This window comes from Microbacterium sp. B35-30, assembly GCF_010634855.1.
Taxonomy (GTDB): Bacteria; Actinomycetota; Actinomycetes; order Actinomycetales; family Microbacteriaceae; genus Microbacterium.
On sequence record NZ_MWLQ01000018.1, the window covers coordinates 138,161 to 155,171 of the forward strand.

At 71.7% G+C, this 17,011-nt stretch carries 19 protein-coding genes; 11 read left to right on the forward strand and 8 right to left on the reverse strand.

Annotation, left to right across the window (positions count from 1 at the left end):
• Positions 1-11: 11 nt before the first annotated feature.
• The 3 genes from B2K11_RS10645 (at position 12) to B2K11_RS10655 (ending at position 1,884) form a co-directional block, all read left to right on the forward strand.
• Positions 12-842: a Cof-type HAD-IIB family hydrolase gene (locus tag B2K11_RS10645; RefSeq protein ID WP_163618254.1), complete on the forward strand. Its 831-nt coding sequence runs from the start codon at positions 12-14 to the stop codon at positions 840-842.
• A gap of 185 nt (positions 843-1,027) precedes the next feature.
• Positions 1,028-1,414, forward strand: coding sequence for an HNH endonuclease (locus B2K11_RS10650; protein WP_163618255.1), 387 nt, complete (start codon positions 1,028-1,030; stop codon positions 1,412-1,414).
• Positions 1,411-1,884, forward strand: a complete 474-nt coding sequence (locus B2K11_RS10655) for a GNAT family N-acetyltransferase (RefSeq protein WP_163618256.1) — start codon at positions 1,411-1,413, stop codon at positions 1,882-1,884. Before B2K11_RS10650 ends, B2K11_RS10655 begins: the two co-directional genes overlap by 4 nt.
• 70 nt (positions 1,885-1,954) lie before the next feature.
• Here the strand turns inward: B2K11_RS10655 and B2K11_RS10660 are convergent, their stop codons facing one another.
• Complete coding sequence (locus B2K11_RS10660) at positions 1,955-2,710, reverse strand: SDR family NAD(P)-dependent oxidoreductase (RefSeq protein WP_163618257.1); 756 nt, start codon at positions 2,708-2,710, stop codon at positions 1,955-1,957.
• 109 nt (positions 2,711-2,819) lie between these two features.
• On the opposite strand from B2K11_RS10660, the gene B2K11_RS10665 reads away from it, so the two are divergent.
• On the forward strand, positions 2,820-3,401 hold the full coding sequence (locus B2K11_RS10665) for a TetR family transcriptional regulator (protein WP_163618258.1): 582 nt from the start codon (positions 2,820-2,822) through the stop codon (positions 3,399-3,401).
• A 100-nt stretch (positions 3,402-3,501) separates the two neighbouring features.
• On the opposite strand, the gene B2K11_RS10670 is transcribed toward B2K11_RS10665, so the two are convergent.
• Together B2K11_RS10670 and B2K11_RS10675 are read right to left on the reverse strand one after the other, a co-directional pair.
• Positions 3,502-4,344, reverse strand: coding sequence for a hypothetical protein (locus B2K11_RS10670; RefSeq protein WP_163618259.1), 843 nt, complete (start codon positions 4,342-4,344; stop codon positions 3,502-3,504).
• A 9-nt stretch (positions 4,345-4,353) separates the two neighbouring features.
• Entirely contained in the window at positions 4,354-5,001 is a 648-nt protein-coding gene (locus B2K11_RS10675; protein ID WP_163618260.1) for a TetR/AcrR family transcriptional regulator, read from the reverse strand.
• A 113-nt stretch (positions 5,002-5,114) separates the two neighbouring features.
• On the opposite strand from B2K11_RS10675, the gene B2K11_RS10680 reads away from it, so the two are divergent.
• Positions 5,115-6,602 carry an MFS transporter gene (locus tag B2K11_RS10680; protein ID WP_163618261.1) on the forward strand — a complete coding sequence of 496 codons (1,488 nt, stop codon included), beginning with the start codon at positions 5,115-5,117 and terminating at the stop codon, positions 6,600-6,602.
• Between the two features lie 22 nt (positions 6,603-6,624).
• On the opposite strand, the gene B2K11_RS10685 is transcribed toward B2K11_RS10680, so the two are convergent.
• From B2K11_RS10685 to B2K11_RS10695, 3 genes are all read right to left on the reverse strand, one after another.
• On the reverse strand, positions 6,625-7,698 hold the full coding sequence (locus B2K11_RS10685; protein ID WP_163618262.1) for a C45 family peptidase: 1,074 nt from the start codon (positions 7,696-7,698) through the stop codon (positions 6,625-6,627).
• A gap of 125 nt (positions 7,699-7,823) precedes the next feature.
• A complete protein-coding gene (locus B2K11_RS10690; RefSeq protein WP_163618263.1) occupies positions 7,824-9,551 on the reverse strand; it encodes an amidase in 1,728 nt (575 codons plus the stop codon).
• Positions 9,548-10,582, reverse strand: a complete 1,035-nt coding sequence (locus B2K11_RS10695) for an agmatine deiminase family protein (protein ID WP_163618264.1) — start codon at positions 10,580-10,582, stop codon at positions 9,548-9,550. Before B2K11_RS10695 ends, B2K11_RS10690 begins: the two co-directional genes overlap by 4 nt.
• Before the next feature lie 99 nt (positions 10,583-10,681).
• Here B2K11_RS10695 and B2K11_RS10700 point away from each other — a divergent pair, with 99 nt between their 5' ends.
• The 5 genes from B2K11_RS10700 (at position 10,682) to B2K11_RS10720 (ending at position 14,170) form a co-directional block, all read left to right on the forward strand.
• Positions 10,682-11,311, forward strand: coding sequence for a TetR family transcriptional regulator C-terminal domain-containing protein (locus B2K11_RS10700; protein WP_163618265.1), 630 nt, complete (start codon positions 10,682-10,684; stop codon positions 11,309-11,311).
• Positions 11,308-12,243, forward strand: coding sequence for a phosphotransferase (locus B2K11_RS10705; protein ID WP_163618266.1), 936 nt, complete (start codon positions 11,308-11,310; stop codon positions 12,241-12,243). Before B2K11_RS10700 ends, B2K11_RS10705 begins: the two co-directional genes overlap by 4 nt.
• 5 nt (positions 12,244-12,248) lie before the next feature.
• Complete coding sequence (locus B2K11_RS10710) at positions 12,249-12,962, forward strand: M23 family metallopeptidase (RefSeq protein WP_163618267.1); 714 nt, start codon at positions 12,249-12,251, stop codon at positions 12,960-12,962.
• A gap of 85 nt (positions 12,963-13,047) precedes the next feature.
• Positions 13,048-13,266: a hypothetical protein gene (locus tag B2K11_RS10715; protein WP_163618268.1), complete on the forward strand. Its 219-nt coding sequence runs from the start codon at positions 13,048-13,050 to the stop codon at positions 13,264-13,266.
• Positions 13,267-13,336: 70 nt separating this feature from the next.
• The gene (locus B2K11_RS10720; protein WP_163618269.1) at positions 13,337-14,170 is read left to right on the forward strand and encodes an aldo/keto reductase; all 834 of its coding nucleotides are present in this window, start codon (positions 13,337-13,339) and stop codon (positions 14,168-14,170) included.
• A gap of 106 nt (positions 14,171-14,276) precedes the next feature.
• Here B2K11_RS10720 and B2K11_RS10725 read toward each other — a convergent pair whose 3' ends face one another.
• Both B2K11_RS10725 and B2K11_RS10730 read right to left on the reverse strand, forming a co-directional pair.
• Positions 14,277-15,023 carry an SDR family oxidoreductase gene (locus tag B2K11_RS10725; RefSeq protein ID WP_163618270.1) on the reverse strand — a complete coding sequence of 249 codons (747 nt, stop codon included), beginning with the start codon at positions 15,021-15,023 and terminating at the stop codon, positions 14,277-14,279.
• A 227-nt stretch (positions 15,024-15,250) separates the two neighbouring features.
• The gene (locus B2K11_RS10730) at positions 15,251-15,994 is read right to left on the reverse strand and encodes an SDR family oxidoreductase (protein WP_163618271.1); all 744 of its coding nucleotides are present in this window, start codon (positions 15,992-15,994) and stop codon (positions 15,251-15,253) included.
• Positions 15,995-16,120: 126 nt separating this feature from the next.
• On the opposite strand from B2K11_RS10730, the gene sigJ reads away from it, so the two are divergent.
• A complete protein-coding gene (gene sigJ / locus B2K11_RS10735; RefSeq protein ID WP_163618272.1) occupies positions 16,121-17,002 on the forward strand; it encodes an RNA polymerase sigma factor SigJ in 882 nt (293 codons plus the stop codon).
• The last annotated feature ends 9 nt before the right edge of the window (positions 17,003-17,011 follow it).

Genomic DNA, 17,011 nt, shown 5'->3' on the forward strand with positions numbered 1-17,011 from the left:
AGGGAGGTGCCATGCCCTATCCCTCGCCTGACCTGCGCCTGATCGCCGTCGATATGGACGGCACGCTGCTCGACGGCGACGGCCGCATCCCCGACGCCCTGTGGCCGCTGCTCGACCGCCTGCACGCCCGCGGCATCCGCTTCGCCCCGGCGAGTGGGCGCCAGCTCGCCACCCTTCAGCGCGCGTTCGCACAGCACCTCGACCACATGGTGTTCATCGCCGAGAACGGCGCGTACGTCGTCGAAGGCGATGCCGAGATCAGCTCGGACGCGATGGACGCCGCCTTCACGGCATCCCTCGTGGCCCGCCTGCGCGCGCTCACCGCGGCGGGCAGTGACCTCGGCGTCGTCGTGTGCGGCAAGCGGTCCGCCTACATCGAGCGCGCGGATGCGCCGTTCCTCGCGGAGGCGCAGAAGTACTACGCGCGCCTGCAGGTCGTCGACGACCTGCTCGAGGTCGACGACCAGATCCTCAAGGTGGCGATCTTCGATTTCGTGGAGGCTGCGACCACGGCCCCCGCGCTCGACGACCTGCGCGCGACGCACCAGGTGGTCGTCTCGGGACACCACTGGATCGACGTGATGAACATCGGCGTCAACAAGGGCGTGGCCCTGCGCCGGCTGCAGGCGGCGACCGGGATCACGCACGAGCAGACCGCCGCGTTCGGCGACTACCTCAACGACCTCGAGATGATGGATGCTGCCGCCCTGTCGTTCGCGATGGCCAACGCGCACCCGGATATCGCGGCCCGGGCGCGCTTCTGCGCCCCCTCGAACCTCGACCACGGCGTCATCACCACGATCCAGAAGCTCCTCGACGGCGTGCCGGACGCCGTCGCCTGAGGCGGCGCGTCCTCCGGGACAAGTCGTCTGTCCAGACACGTCCGGGCTCTCGCCGAGATCACACGACGCATGCGCCGATGACATGTGGTCTCGGCGAGAGCCGTCGGCGCGGGCGCCGCATTCATCCGGCACGCGTCCGGCCGCGTCGGCCCGCGTCGACCGTGGCGCTCGGTAGCGTGGCCTGCATGGCGGTGAGTCAGACCAGGCGAGCGCGCGCAGCCCGGCGCCGGGCGCGTCGCGTGGCTGCCGCCGACAACGACCTCACCCTCGACGAGTGGGAGGCGCTGCTCGAGGCGTGGGCATCGTGCGCCTACTGCGGCACCGAGGCCGGCCCGTTCCAGAAGGACTGCGTGCTGCCCATCTCGCGCGGCGGCAGATACACGTTCGAGAACGTCGTCCCTGCATGCCGTTCGTGCAACGCGAGCAAGAGCAACGACGAGGTCACCGGGTGGCTGCGCCGCAAGCGTCTCGACGAGCGCGCCTTCCTGCTGCGGCACGTCGAGGTGCTCCGCGCCTGGCGCGGGGTGGCGGAGGCGCGCGCGGGCGACGAGCAGCAGGCGCAGGCGCTGTGAGCGTCGGCATCCGTCCGTACGAGTCGCAGGACTGGGACGACATCTCCCGCATCCACGACGCCGCCCGCCTCGACGAGCTGCGCGGAGCGGGCCTTCTCGAGGCGTACCTCAGCCTGGCCGACACGTACGAGAACGAAGGCCTGTTCGACGACAAGGTGTGGGTCGCCGAGTCCGGGGGCCGCGTCGTCGGGTTCATCGCCGGCAGTGTGGGCGACGAGGGCGGCGAGATCACCTGGATCTACGTCGACCCCGCGTTCTATCGCCAGGGGATCGGCCGCGCGCTCGTCGAGCACTTCCTCGCGCGCGCGGGTGGGCCGGTCGAGCTCGAGGTGCTCGACGGCAACGCCGCCCGTGAGTTCTACGAGTCGCTCGGCTTCGTGCGCACCGCGACCACCAGCGGCAAGCTCGCAGGCAACGAGGCCTTCGCCGCCACCGGCCACACGCTGGTGTGGACCCCGGCGCCGCCGTAATCGCCTGCAGGAATGGGAAGCGGCCCGCGCGATTCGGGTTCGCGCGGGCCGCTGGTTCGGGGACCGGATGCTACTGGGCCGCGTAGCCGCCGTCGACGAGGTGGTAGCTGCCGCTGACGAAGGTCGCGGCATCCGATGCGAGGAACGCGACGAGATTCGCGACCTCCTGCGAGTCGCCCAGGCGGCCGAGGGCGTGCTTGGCGGCCAGGGCGGCCTGCGCGTCGGCGTCGAGGTTGGCGTCGACCAGCGGGGTCCGGATGAAGCCGGGGCCGACGGCGTTGACGCGGACGCCCTGCGCGCCGTACTCGAGCGCGGCGTTCTTGGTGAGGCCGACGACGCCGTGCTTCGCCGTGACGTACGCCGACGACATCGGGATGCCGACCGAGCCCAGCACCGACGAGATGTTGACGATGGAGCCGCCGCCGTTGCGGGCGATCGCAGGCGCCTGCGCGCGCGTGCCGTAGAACACCGCGTTCAGGTTGATCTCGATGACCTTCTGCCACGAATCGATCGGGTACTCGCCCATCGGCGCGGCTGCGCCGCCGATGCCGGCGTTGTTCACCGCGATGCGCAGGGGAGCGAGCGCCTCGGCGGCGTCGACGGCCGCCTGTCCGACCGCGGGGTCGGAGACGTCGCCGACGAACGCGACCGCGGTGCCGCCGGCCGCCGTGATCTCGGCGACGACCGCATCCGCGGGGTCCTGCCGCACGTCCGCGACGACCACCGCCGCACCGTTCGCGGCGAGAGTGAGGGCTACCGCCCGGCCGATGCCGGATCCGGCGCCCGTGACGATGGCGGAACGCTCCGCGACATCGTACGTAGCCATGATGTACCTCCGTTGGCGGCGTCAGCGCGTGGCGCCGAATTGTTTCTCCGACAGATGTCGGTTACTCATGAGTTAACCTACACCTGTCGAAAAGATTCCCGGAGGTGGAATGGATCCCCGCAAGCAGCGCAGTCGCGACCGCCTGCACGCCGCCGCGCTCGCGCTCGCCACCGACCGACCGATCTCGAGCCTGACCGTGACACAGCTCGCCGAAGCGGCGGATGTGCACCGGTCGACGTTCTACGAGCACGCCGAGTCTCCTGCAGGTCTCGTCGAAGCCGCGCTGACCGCAGAGCTCGACGTCCTGCGTGACGATCTGATGAAGGACCGATCGGATGCCGCCACCGCCGTCGCCACGGTGACCGAGGGTGTGCTCCGCCACATCCTGCGCCACGTCGACATCTACCGCCGCGAGCTGGCGGACGGGGGAGGAACGCTGCACGCGATGCTGAGCCGGCACTTCCGCGGCACCACCGAGATCCTGCTGGAACGCGGGCGCATCCGACTCCCGCTGACCGCCGCCGGCGTCGCGGACTCGGCCGTCGCGGACGCTGCCGCCCGCTTCCTCGCCGACGGCACGGTGGGGGTCATCGACGGATGGCTGCGGCATCCGCGCCCCCGCGTCGAGGACTTCCTGCGTGTCTATCTGGCGCTGCTGCCGGAATGGTGGCCGCACCGCCCGGTGGGCTGACGTCGGAGGCCGGTCTCAGGCCCTGTCGCTGCTCAGGCCCTGTCGCTGCTCAGGCCCTGTCGCTGCTCAGGCCCTGTCGCTGCTCAGGCCCTGTCACTGCTCAGGCCCCGTCGCGCTGCGCGAGCAGCGCGATGCCTTCGAGCACCGCGCGGTGGGTCGACGGAGCGGCGAGCACCCGGAAGTGCCCGGCGGCGGGCACGGCGATGTTGGTCGCCCCGTCCAGAGCGCTGCCCTCGGGGATGTGCGGATCGAACGGGCCGTAGATCGAGACGATGCGCCCGTTGATCGAGGTCTCGCGACCGAGCATGACGATCGTCTCGTCCTCGGGCAGGAACGCACGGATGCTCGGATCGACGAAGATCCGCGCCCGCCGTGCGCCGGCGAACGGCGTGGCCACCGCCACCATCCCCAGCAGCCCGAGTGGGCGGGTGCTGGTGCGCGGCGTCGCGGCGGCTGCGGCATCCGTCGGGTCCTCTCCCGCATCCGCGGCCTTCGCCGCCTCGATCGCCGCACCGGAGGTGACCAGCACGTGCTTGCCGATGAGGCCGCCCTTGCTGTGCGCGACGAGCACGATCCCGGCGCTCGGCACCGGTGCGCCGGCGAGCATGCGTTCGAGGCGGTCGGCGGTGTCGGGAATGCTGCGGCGGTTCACGCCCAGGCCGTGCACCACGCGCACCCCGTGGCCGGCCGCTGCCAGCGCGTCTCCGAGGGGGCGCAGGAACGTCCAGTGCTCGTACACCCCGGGAACGAGGTACACCTCGGGAAGCTCCGGATCGCCCTGCCGCCAGGCAGCGGGGGTCGGGCGGGGACGGCCGACCGACCACGGCAGCGAGAGGACGGCGAGCTGCCGTCGTCCGGCGTAGAGATAGTCGGCCGCCCACCACAGTGCCTGCCGCACCAGTGAGGAGCGCGGGGCTGCGCGGGGCGCCGCATGGTCGGCCATGCGGGCAGTCTACGAGGGTGCGACGGGCGTGCCTCGTACACCGGTGATCGCGGCCTCCACGACGGTGGCTGCGAGGGCATCGACGACGGATGCCGGCTGCCATCGCAGCGGGCCGTGCGCGGCGATGTCGGCGAAGCCGTGGACCGCCGACCAGCAGGCCCATTCGGCGTAGGGCCGGCGCTCGGGCGCGAGGGCTCCGGCATCCACCATCGCGTCGAGCGTGTCCATGAGGAGGCGGAAGGGCGCGACGATCTGGTCGTCGAGGGTGACGATGGCGTCGTTTGCGTGCGTGTCCTGCGTGAAGAAAGCGGTCTCGAACAACCCCCGCTCGGCACGCGCGAAGTCGATGTACGCGGTGCCGACGCGGCGGAGGCGCTCGATCGCAGCGGCTGCCGGCGCGAGCGTGGCCGGGGTCGCCTCGACCCGCGCGGTGATCGCGCCGGCCAGGGCGAGCTGAGCTTCGCGGGCGACCGCCCGCACCAGGGCGTCGCGGTCGGTGAAGTGCCGGTACGCGGCGTTGGGCGAGACGCCGGCGGCGCGGGTGGCTTCGCGCAGCGTCACCGCGGCCGGCCCGCCGGTGCGCGCGAGCTGCAGCCCTTCGGCGATCAGCGCATGTCGGAGGTCGCCGTGATGATATGTGCGCAGTGGTGAAGTCATTGCGCCCTCCCGCTCGGGTGTGTACCGTGTGAACATTCAATGTGAACGGTGTACACATTGAGCTTAGCCGCTCGCTTCGCCCTCCCCGACCGAGAACACGCCAAGGAATCGACATGAGTGATTCGAGCCCCACCGGGCCCGCGGCATCCGCAGATCCGCTCCAGCCGCAGCCTGACACGCGGACGTTGCGCGCGTTCTACCAGGTGCTCGTCAACACGGCCCTCGCGAATGTCACCAGCAGTTTCCTGTGGTTCGCCCTGACGTTCTGGGTGTACCTCGAAACGCAGTCGGTGCTCGCCACGGCCATCATCGGCGGCTCGTACATGCTGCTCGTGGCGGTGTTCGGCGTGGTGTTCGGCGTGATCGTCGACCGCATGAAGAAGAAGGCGGTCATGCTGCTCTCGAGCATCGTGACGGCGGTCGCCTACCTGCTCGCGGGCGCGATCTTCCTGACGATCCCCGAGAGCGCGCTGCTCGACTGGACCGGACCCTGGTTCTGGGCGTTCGCCGGCGTCATCCTCGTGGGCGGAGTCGTCGAGAACCTCCGCAACATCGCGCTGTCGACGACGGTCACCCTGCTCGTTCCCGCAGAGCGCCGCGATCGCGCGAATGGCCTGGTGGGCGCGGTGCAGGGCATCGCGTTCATGGTGACGAGCGTCTTCTCCGGGCTTTCGATCGGTCTCCTCGGCATGGGCTGGACGGTCGCCATCGCCATCGCCGCCACCGGTGTCGCGCTGGTGCACCTGCTGTTCGTGCCCATCCCCGAGCGGGGCGTCGTCCACGTGGAGGGTGTGGCGCCTGCGGGCTTCAGCTTCCGCGGCGTGATCCCCGCGGTGATGGCGGTGCCGGGGCTGCTCGCGCTCATCCTTTTCGCGACGTTCAACAACCTCGTCGGCGGCGTCTTCATGGCCCTCATGGACCCGTACGGGCTGACGCTGTTCTCGGTCGAGGTGTGGGGCATCGTCCTCGGTGTGACCAGCTTCGGCTTCATCATCGGCGGGGCGCTCGTGGCCAAGTTCGGACTCGGCAAGAACCCGGTGCGCACCTTGCTGCTGGTCAACATCGGCATCGCGCTGCTCGGCATGACCTTCGCCATCCGGGAGTGGTGGTGGCTGTACGCCCTCGGCATCCTGATCTTCATGGCGCTCATGCCGATCGCCGAGGCGTCGGAGCAGACGATCGTGCAGCGCGTCGTGCCGTATGAGAAGCAGGGACGCGTCTTCGGCTTCGCCGCGAGCGTGGAGTCCGCCGCCGCGCCGGTCTCGGCATTCCTGATCGGGCCGATCGCCCAGTTCTGGCTCATCCCGTACATGGAGTCGCCAGAGGGTCAGGAGACGTTCGGCTGGCTGCTCGGCGACGGCGAGGCTCGCGGCATGGCGCTCGCCTTCGTCGGCGCGAGCCTGGTGCTGCTGCTCGTCGTGCTGCTCGCGTTCGTGTCGAAGCCCTACCGCGAGCTCTCCGACGCGTACGCCGCGGCGCCCCCGTCACTGCACACCGATGATGACGAGGGCACGGATGCCGCACCCGCCGCCTCCGACGAGCCCGACGCGGTTCCCGCGGTGGGCCGCGCCGGAGACGACTTGCGCTCCGGCCTGCGCTGACGCCCCGCCTGCGCGGCGTAGGTCAGAAACGCGTGAACCCTGCGGCGGCGGCCTCGTCGGGGCGGCCGGGGAAGACGTCGAGGGCGAACGCCTCGGTGTCGACGGCGACCGTGAGCAGGGTCGCCCACTGATCGATGCGCGGCAGCGCGGGGTCAGGGGCCATGCAGATGTCGGCGTCGGCGCCCTGCCCGCCGCAGGCGGCGAGGGCGCGTGCGGCGGGGCCCAGGCCGGCGAGCCCGCTGCGCACCGCGTCCAGGTGCGCGAAGCGCTCGCGCGTGGTGGAGTCGGCGGGCATGGTGTCGCCGCGGAACAGCTCCGGATCGAGGAAGTGGTTCGTGTGGAGCAGCCAGTCGTCCGCCGCGGGATCGACGACGCCGAGGCCGGCAGGGGAGAGCTCGAGCGACGCGGCGCGAGAGCCGGCGGGGCCGGTCTCGAAGACTGTCAGCACTGTCGAGGCACTCACCGTCGCGCTCGCCGCGATCCGACGCGCGTCGGCGATCGATCTCGCCTCTTCGAGAACCCGCCGCGCGATCGCATGCACCGGTACGCCGCCGGCATCCGAGTCCGACGCGTGGGAGAGGATGTTGAAGTGCAGGCCCAGCCCGGCGCTGTTGACGCCGATCTTCGCGGCCGTGCCGAACTCCGTGAACAGCTTCACGTCGAGGCCCGCCTCTGACGGGAACGCCCACAGCAGACCCTCCGGCACCAGGAAGTCGTGCCAATCCCAGGTCTGGATGGACTCGGCCGCCTCGCCGGGCCCGACATGGACGGCCGTCGAGCACTCGCTGATCGCCCGGGGCGGCGCCGCGGCCAGGATCTCGGTGCGAGCCCCTACGGCCGCCACGCGCCATCGCTCGACCTGCGCGGCGTCGGCGATCGCGTCGGCCTCGGCCGCGAGGCCGGGCGCCCATGCGGCGAGGGCGGCGCGGCTGCGCTCGGCGATGCCGCGCACCTCGTCGGCGCCGACGCCCAGTTCCTCGAAGTGGTCCAGGTAGAGCGCCGCCGTCCGCTCGAACTGCGGCGCGAACGCCGTTCCCAGCTCGCGGCCACGGGCAGCCGGATCGGTGGTGGTGGAGGTGAAGGTGCGAAGTTCCATGGGTTCCTAGCGATTCTTCCGGTCGTCGAGCGCACGAGGAACGATCGAGGCGAAACGTTGCGCGCGTGCTTCCGGGGGATTCGTCGTGGTTCGCTGGCGCAGCGGCAGCAAGCTGAAAGCTGTGCTCACAGCTCGGGGGTGCGCGGGGGAGCGGTCCGCCGCTGGCGCAGCGCCTCGAACGCGGCGGCCCAGGCGAGGAGGTCGGGATCGCTGTACGCGCGCCCGGCGATCGTCATGCCCACCGGCATCCCGATGTCGGCCATCGTCCCCATCGGGACCGTGACCGTGGGCACGCCGAGGTGGCGGATCGCGAGGTTGCCGTTGGCGACCCAGACGCCGTTGCGCCAGCCGAGATCGGCCGAGGCCGCGTTCACGTCCATGTCGGCGGGGCCGACGTCGGCGACCGCGGGAAAGAGCACGGCGTCCAGGCCGAGGTCCGACATCCACTCCTCGAGATCCCGGCGACGGGTCTCCTCGAGGCCGCGCGCCCCGCCTTCGATCTCCGGGATGTCGGTGAACGAGGCGTACGGATGCTCCCGCACCTGCGCCGGATAGGTCGCGATGTCGTCGTCGAACCCGGTGTAGCGGTCGGGGAGGGCGCCGGGCGGGTGGGGGAAGATCATGGCGGGATCGACGTCGTCGAGCCGATCGAGCGCCGGATCGCCGTTGGCCCGCAGGAAGTCGTCCCACGCCCACGCCGACAGGTCGACGATCTCGCGGTGCAGGAACTCTGGGGTCACGAGCCCGCGCGTCAGGATGGTGGGCGCGCCGGGACGGTCGCCCTCGTAGTTCGTGACGACGGGGAATTCGACCTCCACGACCTCGGCGCCCGCGGACTCGAGGTCGCGGCGCGCCGTCTCCCAGAGGGCGATGACCGAGGCGCGGGTCTCGACACGGGTGCCCGTGGGTCCGCCGATGCCGCCGTCGGGGTTGGTGCCGGCATCCGGGTCGGCGTTGATGTACATCCGCGGCACGCCGAACCGCCGGCCGGCGAGCGTCGCGCGGGCGCCGGCGGCGTCCGCCGAGCCGAGCGTCGGGTACGAGCGGGGACGAGTGGCCGCGGCATCCGGGATCCGGATCCACGGCTGTGCGCGCCAGAAGTCGCCGCGCGTCTCGGGGTCGCGGGCGACGAGCACGTCGAGGATCTCGAGCATGTCGGCCATCGTGCGGGTGTGGGGCACGACGACGTCCATGGTGGGCACGAGCGGCCAGTTGCCGCGCACGGAGATCACGCCGCGCGAGGGCGTGTACGCGCACAGCGCGTTGTTCGACGCCGGCGCGCGGCCGCTCGACCACGTCTCTTCGCCGAGCCCGAAGGCGGCGAACGAGGCCGCGGTCGCGGTGCCCGAGCCGTTGGACGAGCCCGACCCGAACGCCGAGGTCAGGTAGTCGGCGTTGTACGGGCTCTCGGCGCGGCCGTACACGCCGCGCTGCATGCCGCCGTTGGCCATCGGCGGCATGTTGGTCAGCCCGATCAGCACGCACCCCGCCTGGCGCAGCCGCTCGATCGAGAACGCGTCGCGCTGGGCGACGAGGTCGGCGAAGGCGGGGGAGCCCGCCGCGACGGTGAGGCCCTTGGCCAGGAACGAGTCCTTGGCCGTGTACGGGATGCCGTCGAGCGGCCCGAGCGGGCGGCCTTCGGCGCGACGGAGATCGGATGCCGCAGCCTCGGCCCGCGCGTCCGGATTGCGCACGACCACCGCGTTGAGGGCGGTGTCCGTGCCGGGCGCGTCGTGCGCCTCGATGCGCGCGAGGTAGGCATCGAGCAGCTCGACGGCGGTGACCGCGCCGGACTCGAGGGCTGCGCGGAGCTCGGCGATCGTCGCCTCGACGACGGGGCAGCGGCGGGTCATCGCGCGACCGCCGGCTGCTGCTGGGTGATGCAGTGGATGCCGCCGCCGCCCGCGAAGATCTGGCGGGCGTCGATCGTCACCGCCCGGCGGCCGGGGTACGCGGCCTCGAGGCTCTCGCGCGCCCGCGCATCCGCGCGCTCTTCGCCGAAGCCGCACGCGATGACGCCGCCGTTCACGACGAGGTGGTTGACGTAGCTGTAGTCGACGAAGCCCTCGTGGTCGCGGAGCGTCTCGGGGGCGGGCAGGTCGATGATCTCGAACGTGCGGCCGGCGGCATCCGTCTGCTCCGAGAGGAACGCGCGCAGCGTGCGCGACACCTCGAAGTCGGGGTGCTCGGGGTTCTGCTGGGCGTGCAGCAGGAGGCGTCCCGGGGTCGGGATGGTGGCGACGATATCGACGTGGCCGTTGGTGCCGAGCTCGTCGTAGTCGCGGGTGAGGCCCCGCGGCAGCCAGATGACCTTCGTCGCGCCGATCGTGCGGTGAAGCTCCGCCTCTACGCGGGCTTTGTCGGCGTAGCGGTTGCGGCGCGGGTCGAGCTGCACGGTCTCGGTGACGAGCACGGTGCCCTCGCCGTCGACGTGGATGCCGCCGCCCTCGTTGACGAGCAGCGAGCTCACGAGCTCCGCGCCGACGAGTCCGGCCGTGAAGCGCGCGTGCTCGGCGGCCTCGGTCCACGACGCCCACTCCGGGGCGCCCCAGCCGTTGAAGACCCAGTCGACGGCGCCGAGCATGCCGGGACGGTCGTCGTCGACCACGAACGTCGGGCCGTGGTCGCGGAACCAGAACTCGTCCACCGGCGTCTCGACGATCTCGATGCCCTCGGCGAGCATGCGCCGCGCGCGTTCCGACTTCGACGGATCGACGAGCATCGTGACCGGCTCGAAGTCCGCGACGGCGGTCGCGACGGCGCTCCACGCGGCGTAGAAGCGCTCCTGCTCGGCCGGGTCGTCGCCGAGCGTCGTCCCGTCGTTCGGGAACGCCATCCACGTGCGCTCGTGCGGATCGCCCTCGTGCGGCATCCTCCAGGCCATCGTCGCCCTCATCTCTGCACGGCTCACGCGGAGTCCGGCGTCGCGATGTTCGTAATTGATCTATCGATCAATAGAGAAGATATCTATGCTGGCGAGACCATGTCAAGCACATCGTCGCGGCCGCGCACCCGCAAGGCCCCCGCCGAGCGCGCCGCCGAGATCGTCGGCGCCGCGACCGCGATCGCGCGCGAACACGGCCTCAGCGCGCTCACCCTCCGCGCCGTCGCGGAGCGGGCGGGGGTCGCTTCGGGCCTGGTCGCGCACTACCAGCCGTCCATGGACGACCTCATCGCCCGCGTGTACGCCGACCTCGTCGAGGAGGAGGTGCGCGAGGTCGAGCAGGTCGTCGACGCTCTCGCCGACCCGGCCGAGCGGCTCGGCGCCGTCATCGACACACTGATGGACGGCACGCGCGACGAGCTGACCGTCGTCTGGGTCGAGGGTTGGGCGATGGCCCGCCGCAACGAGCCCCTGGCTCTCGCCGTGCGCGCGCAGATGCAGCGCTGGCAGTCGCTGGTCGAGGGCATCGTGACGGACGGATGCCGCACCGGCGCTTTCTCGACGACCGAGCCCGGCGAGGTGGCGTGGGAGCTCATCGGCATGATCGACGGGCTCAACGCCCAGTCGCTGGCGCGCGGCGCCGACACGACGCGCTTCGCTGTGCGCACCGCTCGTGCCGCCGAGGCGCTCGTGGGGGCGCGCCCCGGATCGGTGCCGGTCGGCGCATGAGCCGCGTCCAGTGGCACGAGATCCCTCCTCCGCTCCGCGCGGCGATCGAAGGCGTGCTCGGTGAGCCGATCGTGGCGGCGCACTCGCAGTCCGGCGGATACTCGCCGGGGTCGGCCGACCGCGTCGTCACCGCGTCCGGCCGTCGCGCCTTCGTCAAGAGCGCCGGACTCTCGGTCAACCCCGATACGCCCGGCATCCACCGCGCCGAGGCCGCCGTCACCGCATCGCTTCCGGCGGCGATCCCCGCCCCCGCGCTCCTCGGCTTCGTCGAGCACGAGGACTGGGTCGCGCTGGTGCTCGAAGACGTCGAGGCGCGGCATCCGTCCACCCCCTGGCAGCCCCGGGAACTGGAGGCCGTCCTGGACGCCCTTCACGTCATGGGATCCACGCCGCTGCCTCCCGAGACCGCCGTGTCCGAGCTGCCCGACGCGATCGCGGGCGACGCCGAGCTTTGGCGAGGCATCGACACCTCGACGCTGCCGCCGCTGCCGCGCGGCCTCGACGACTTCGTCCGGTCACGCCATGAGGAGCTGACGGATGCCGCGGCCCGCGCCGTCGCGGACGTCCGGGGCGACCGGCTCGTGCACTTCGACACGCGCGCCGACAACATCCTGCTGCGCGAGGACGGCTCCGTGGTGTTCGTGGACTGGCCGTGGGGTGCGCGGGGCGTGCCGTGGTTCGACGCGCTGTCGCTGCTCATCAACGTCCGGTTCTACGACCCGCACGCCGACATCGAGGGCATCGTCTCGCGGCATCCGGTCTTCCACGGTATGGCCGCGGATGCCGCGACGCGGGTGCTCGCCGGGTTTGCCGGGCTGTTCCTCGGCTCGTCGCTGCGGCCCGATCCGCCCAGCATGCCGACGCTGCGGGGGTTCCAGCGCGATCAGGCGGTCGTGACGCTGGACTGGGTGCGCGAACGCTGGGAGGGTTGAGACCCGTGGGCGAGCTCGATGATCCGATGGTGGTGGAGTTCCCACTGCGCGGGGACGGGTGGATGGCCGTCACGACGCCGGCCGCCCGCATTCCGAGCCACGGGGTCGACATCCTCGGGCAGCGGTACGCGTTCGACTTCGTCAAGGTCGACGACCGCCCGGGCGTGCACGTGCACCCCGCCTCGACCTTCACCGCCTCCACTGTGGGTGGGCGCACCGACGAGTGCTACGCGTGGAACGCGCGGATTCACGCGCCGTTCGACGCCGAGGTGGTCGCGGCCTCCGACGGCGTCCACGAGCGGCGTTGGATCAACCCGTTCCGCGAGGTCGCGCGCATGGTGTGGAACGGCATGACCTTCCGTCCCGGCAGGATTCCGGCCATCCTCGGCAACCACGTGATCCTGCGTGCCGGCGACGTGTACGCGGGCTTCGCGCATCTCAGGCCGGGGAGCGTGCGGGTGCGAGTGGGCGAAAGGGTCGCGGCGGGCGACCTGCTCGGCAACGTGGGTCACACCGGCAACTCGACCTCACCGCACCTGCACTTCCAGCTCATGGACTCGGCCGACCTCATGAATGCGAGGGGCGTCCCGTGTGCGTTCGCCGCCTACGATGTGCGGGCCGACGACGGTTCGTGGACGCGCGTGGCGCGCGGCATCCCGGGCTCTCGTGAGCGCATCCGCTTCATCGATGCCGGCACGCGCGGCGGCACGGCCGTGTAGCGATACCGCCTCCCGCTTCCCGCCGCAAGCCCCCTCCGCCCGACCTCGAACCGCCGTACTTTCGGGGCAGCGAAGGGAGCAGACCATGAGCAACCCCACCCCGTACCTCGGCCCGATCGGCGACGACGACGACACGGTGCGCGATGACAGCGCCCGCGACGACGGTGACGGCATCCTCGACCCGGTCCTCGACGACGACGATCGACCGCTCGATCCCGACCTCGACGACGACCAGCTCGACAGCGCCGCTGCCGATGAGCGGGCGGCGACCGAGGGCACCCTCGACGTCGACGATCGCCCGTGACGCCGCGCGCCGGTCGCGTGCCGGCACGCCGCGATAGCCCGAGGGTGGAACACAGGGCCAGGATGGAGTCATGAACGCCATCCCCACCGTGATCCTCAACGACGGCGCCTGGTTTCCGGAACTCGGGCTCGGCACGTACAACCTGCGTGGCGAGGAGGGGATCGATGCCATCGTCGCCGCCATCGAGGACGGCTACCGCCTGATCGACACCGCCGTCAACTACGAGAACGAGCGCGAGGTCGGAGAGGCCGTCCGCCGCAGCGGAGTCGACCGTGACAAGCTTCTCGTCACCTCCAAGATCCCGGGTCGGCACCACGGCCGGCAGCAGGCCGTCGACAGCATCAAGGGATCGCTCGACGTGATGGGCCTGGAGCGCATCGATCTCCAGCTGATCCATTGGCCCAACCCCAGCGTCGGCCGGTACGTCGACACGTGGCGCGGCATGATCGAGGCACGCGACCAGGGTCTCGTCCGGTCGATCGGCGTCTCGAACTTCACCGAGGACCACCTCACCGAGCTCATCGAAGAGACCGGCGTCGTGCCCGCCGTGAACCAGGTGGAACTGCACCCGTACTTCCCGCAGGAAGCGCTGCGCACCTTCCACAAGACGCACGGCATCCGCACCGAGAGCTGGAGCCCGCTCGCCCGCCGCAGTGAGCTGCTGACCGAGCAGGTCATCCACGAGCTCGCCACCATCCACGACGTCACTCCGACGCAGGTCGTGCTGCGCTGGCACACGCAGCTCGGCAGCACCCCGATCCCGAAGTCCGCCGATCCCGACCGCCAGCGTGAGAACGCCGACGTGTTCGGCTTCACGCTCACCGACGACGAGGTGGCCGCGGTGTCCGCGCTCGAGCGCGGGCGGCTCTGGGACGGCGATCCCCTCACCCACGAAGAGATGTGAGCGCGGCATCCGCTCGCCCCTCGGGAATCGCGAAAGGGTATGTTTCCGCACGCGGACGCCGCGGAAACACACCCTTTCGCGATTCCAGCTGTGAGCCGCGCGGGCGTCACGCGTCGGGAAGGGCGCCGAGCCACTCCGTGAAGGTCTGCGTGCCCCGCAGTGCGCCGGCGCCGGGCAGCAGGGCGCCGGAGCGGAACGCGCGACCGAGGGTGCCCGGCGTGTTCACGACCGGCAGCGGCGCGCGGTAGCCGATCGCGTGGGCGTACCTGCGCACCATGTCGGCGAGGCTCTCCTCCCGCGGACCGCCGAGGTCGGTGGTCCGGCCGCCCGGGCCACGCTCCGCGAGGTCGACGAGGTGCGCGGCCACCTCGCGCACCGCGACGGGCTGCACGCGTCCCGACGGTGCGACGTGCGCGCCCGCGTGGCTGCGGTGGAACATCATCGCCGCGTACTCGTGGAACTGCGTCGTCCGCAGGATCGTCCAAGGGATGTCGCCGCCGGCCACCAGCCGCTCCTGCACGAGCTTGCCCGCGTAGTAGCCGTCGGGGGCGGTCTCGGCCCCGACGATCGTCAGCGCGAGATGGTGCGGCACGCCCGCTGCGCGCTCGGCCGCGAGGAGGTTCTTGGTCGCTCCGGCGAAGAACATCACCGAGACGTCGGGCTTCGCCGTCACGACGTTCGTGACGTCGATCACCGCGTCGACCCCATCGAGCGCGCCCGCAAGGCCGGCGCCGCTCAAGAGCTCCACGCCGGTCCGCCGCGACAGCACCGTGACCTCGTGGCCGCGCTCGCGCCCGACCGCGGCGACCTGCGCGCCGGTCATCCCTGTGCCGCCGGCGATGGCGAGTCTCACGGATCCTCCTGCGCGTATCGACGGGCTCGGGGTCTCGGCCCTGACTCCGGGGGGCGAGTCACGCCCAGCGTATCCGCACCGGAGAAGGCTGATCAGGCCCGCGAGGTACGAGCGGCTCGTGCCCGCTCGGGGGAGAGTACGGGCACGAGCCGCCCACGCGGTCGGTGCGACGAGCGCACCGTCCCCGACCGGGAGAGGGCGCCGCCCCTCAACTGGATACGCGTGCGTCAGCCGAGCTCGCGCAGCCAGTCGGCGAACGTCTGCGTCGCGAGCACCGCGGCGCTGCCCGGCAGGGCGAGGCCCGCGCGCATCGCCTTCATCTGCGCACCCGGCAGGCTCACCGAGGGGATCCACCCGCCGCGGCCGGTGCGGCGCGCGTACGCCTTCACCATCTCGTCGAGCGCCTCCTCCCGCGGCCCGGCGAGATCGGCCGCCCGGCCCTGCGGCGCACCGGCAGCGAGCGTCGCGAGGTGCGCGCCGACATCGCGCGCGGCGATCGGCTGCACGCGACCCCGCGGGGCGACGTGCAGGGGGCCCAGCTTCGCGCGGTCGAAGAGCTGCCCGGCGAACTCATGGAACTGCGTCGCCCGCAGGATCGTCCACGGAACGTCCGCGGCCTCGACCACGCGCTCTTGCGCGAGCTTGCCGGCGTAGTAGTCGTGCGGCATCCGGTCGATCCCGACGATCGACAGCAGCACGAGGTGGGACACACCCGCACGTGCGGCCGCCGCCACGAGGTTGCCCGTCGCCGTCTCGAAGAATCGGATCGCCGCTTCCGCCGACAGCGTGGTGACGTTGGCGACGTCCACCACGGCGTCGACCCCGCCGAGCGCGGCATCGAGTCCCTCTCCGGTGGTGAGGTCGACCCCGGTGCGGCGGCTCAGCGGGACGGCGTCATGCCCGTCCGCGCGCAGTGCCTCCACGACCCGGCTTCCGACGACACCCGTGCCTCCGGCGACAACGACCCTCATGACCTCACTCCTCTCGCCCCGCGACGTGCGGAAGCTCCCGACATTCCGACGACGCGAGGCGCCAGAATGTGAGCACGCCGGACCGCCGGCTGCGCGAAGCCTTTTCCCACACCCGAAAGCGAGCGGATGCCCCTCACCGACGAGATCGAGAGCGAGCGGCGGTCGCTGCTCGGCCTGTGCTACCGCCTGCTCGGTACGGTCGCCGACGCCGAGGATGCCGTGCAGGAGACCTACGTCCGCTGGTTGCGCCTCTCCGACGAGGAGCGGACCGCGATCCGCGCTCCCGGGGCCTGGCTCACGCGGGTCGCCGGGCGCGTGTGCCTCGACATGCTCGGATCGGCACGCGCCCGCCGCGAACGGTACGTCGGCGAGTGGCTGCCCGAACCGGTGCCCGACGGCTCTCCGCTCGCGGCATCCGTGTCCGTGGATCCGATCGAGCACGTCACGCGCGACGAGTCCGTTTCGATGGCGCTGCTGGTGCTGCTCGAGTCGCTCAGCCCCGCGCAGCGCGTCGCCTTCGTGATGCACGACGTCTTCGGCGTGCCGTTCGGCGAGATCTCCGACACGGTGGGCCGCAGTCCCGACGCGGTGCGGCAGCTGGCATCGCAGGCCCGGCGCCAGGTGAGGGAGCAGCGCGCGGGCACGGCCTCGCGCGAGCAGCACGACGCCGTCGCCCGCGCCTTCGCCGCCGCGACGATGACGGGCGATCTGGAGGCGCTCGTGGCGGTGCTCGATCCTGACGTGGTGCTGCGCTCCGACGGCGGCGGGCGGGCGTCGGCGGCGCTGCGTCCGGTGCGCGGCGCCGACCGCGTGTCGCGTTTCCTCCTCGGGCTGCCGCGCCTCGAGCCCGACGCGGTGATGGACGGCGTCGAGATGCCCGACGGCCTCGGCTTCCTCGCGACGCTCCACGACCTGCCCAGCGCGGTGTTCTCGCTCGACGTGGGCGGCGACCGCATCACCGCCGTCTACATCATGCGCAACCCGGACAAGCTCACCCAGTGGACCTGAGGTCCCGCC

What these genes read in the sequence shown, in the direction of transcription:
- B2K11_RS10645 (WP_163618254.1), top strand. Translation starts at nt 12, where the DNA reads ATGCCCTATCCCTCGCCTGACCTGCGCCTGATCGCCGTCGATATGGAC.
- B2K11_RS10650 (WP_163618255.1), top strand. Translation starts at nt 1,028, where the DNA reads ATGGCGGTGAGTCAGACCAGGCGAGCGCGCGCAGCCCGGCGCCGGGCG.
- B2K11_RS10660 (WP_163618257.1), bottom strand. Translation starts at nt 2,710, where the DNA reads ATGGCTACGTACGATGTCGCGGAGCGTTCCGCCATCGTCACGGGCGCC.
- B2K11_RS10665 (WP_163618258.1), top strand. Translation starts at nt 2,820, where the DNA reads ATGGATCCCCGCAAGCAGCGCAGTCGCGACCGCCTGCACGCCGCCGCG.
- B2K11_RS10670 (WP_163618259.1), bottom strand. Translation starts at nt 4,344, where the DNA reads ATGGCCGACCATGCGGCGCCCCGCGCAGCCCCGCGCTCCTCACTGGTG.
- B2K11_RS10675 (WP_163618260.1), bottom strand. Translation starts at nt 5,001, where the DNA reads ATGACTTCACCACTGCGCACATATCATCACGGCGACCTCCGACATGCG.
- B2K11_RS10680 (WP_163618261.1), top strand. Translation starts at nt 5,115, where the DNA reads ATGAGTGATTCGAGCCCCACCGGGCCCGCGGCATCCGCAGATCCGCTC.
- B2K11_RS10685 (WP_163618262.1), bottom strand. Translation starts at nt 7,698, where the DNA reads ATGGAACTTCGCACCTTCACCTCCACCACCACCGATCCGGCTGCCCGT.
- B2K11_RS10690 (WP_163618263.1), bottom strand. Translation starts at nt 9,551, where the DNA reads ATGACCCGCCGCTGCCCCGTCGTCGAGGCGACGATCGCCGAGCTCCGC.
- B2K11_RS10695 (WP_163618264.1), bottom strand. Translation starts at nt 10,582, where the DNA reads ATGGCCTGGAGGATGCCGCACGAGGGCGATCCGCACGAGCGCACGTGG.
- B2K11_RS10700 (WP_163618265.1), top strand. Translation starts at nt 10,682, where the DNA reads ATGTCAAGCACATCGTCGCGGCCGCGCACCCGCAAGGCCCCCGCCGAG.
- B2K11_RS10705 (WP_163618266.1), top strand. Translation starts at nt 11,308, where the DNA reads ATGAGCCGCGTCCAGTGGCACGAGATCCCTCCTCCGCTCCGCGCGGCG.
- B2K11_RS10715 (WP_163618268.1), top strand. Translation starts at nt 13,048, where the DNA reads ATGAGCAACCCCACCCCGTACCTCGGCCCGATCGGCGACGACGACGAC.
- B2K11_RS10720 (WP_163618269.1), top strand. Translation starts at nt 13,337, where the DNA reads ATGAACGCCATCCCCACCGTGATCCTCAACGACGGCGCCTGGTTTCCG.
- B2K11_RS10730 (WP_163618271.1), bottom strand. Translation starts at nt 15,994, where the DNA reads ATGAGGGTCGTTGTCGCCGGAGGCACGGGTGTCGTCGGAAGCCGGGTC.
- sigJ (WP_163618272.1), top strand. Translation starts at nt 16,121, where the DNA reads ATGCCCCTCACCGACGAGATCGAGAGCGAGCGGCGGTCGCTGCTCGGC.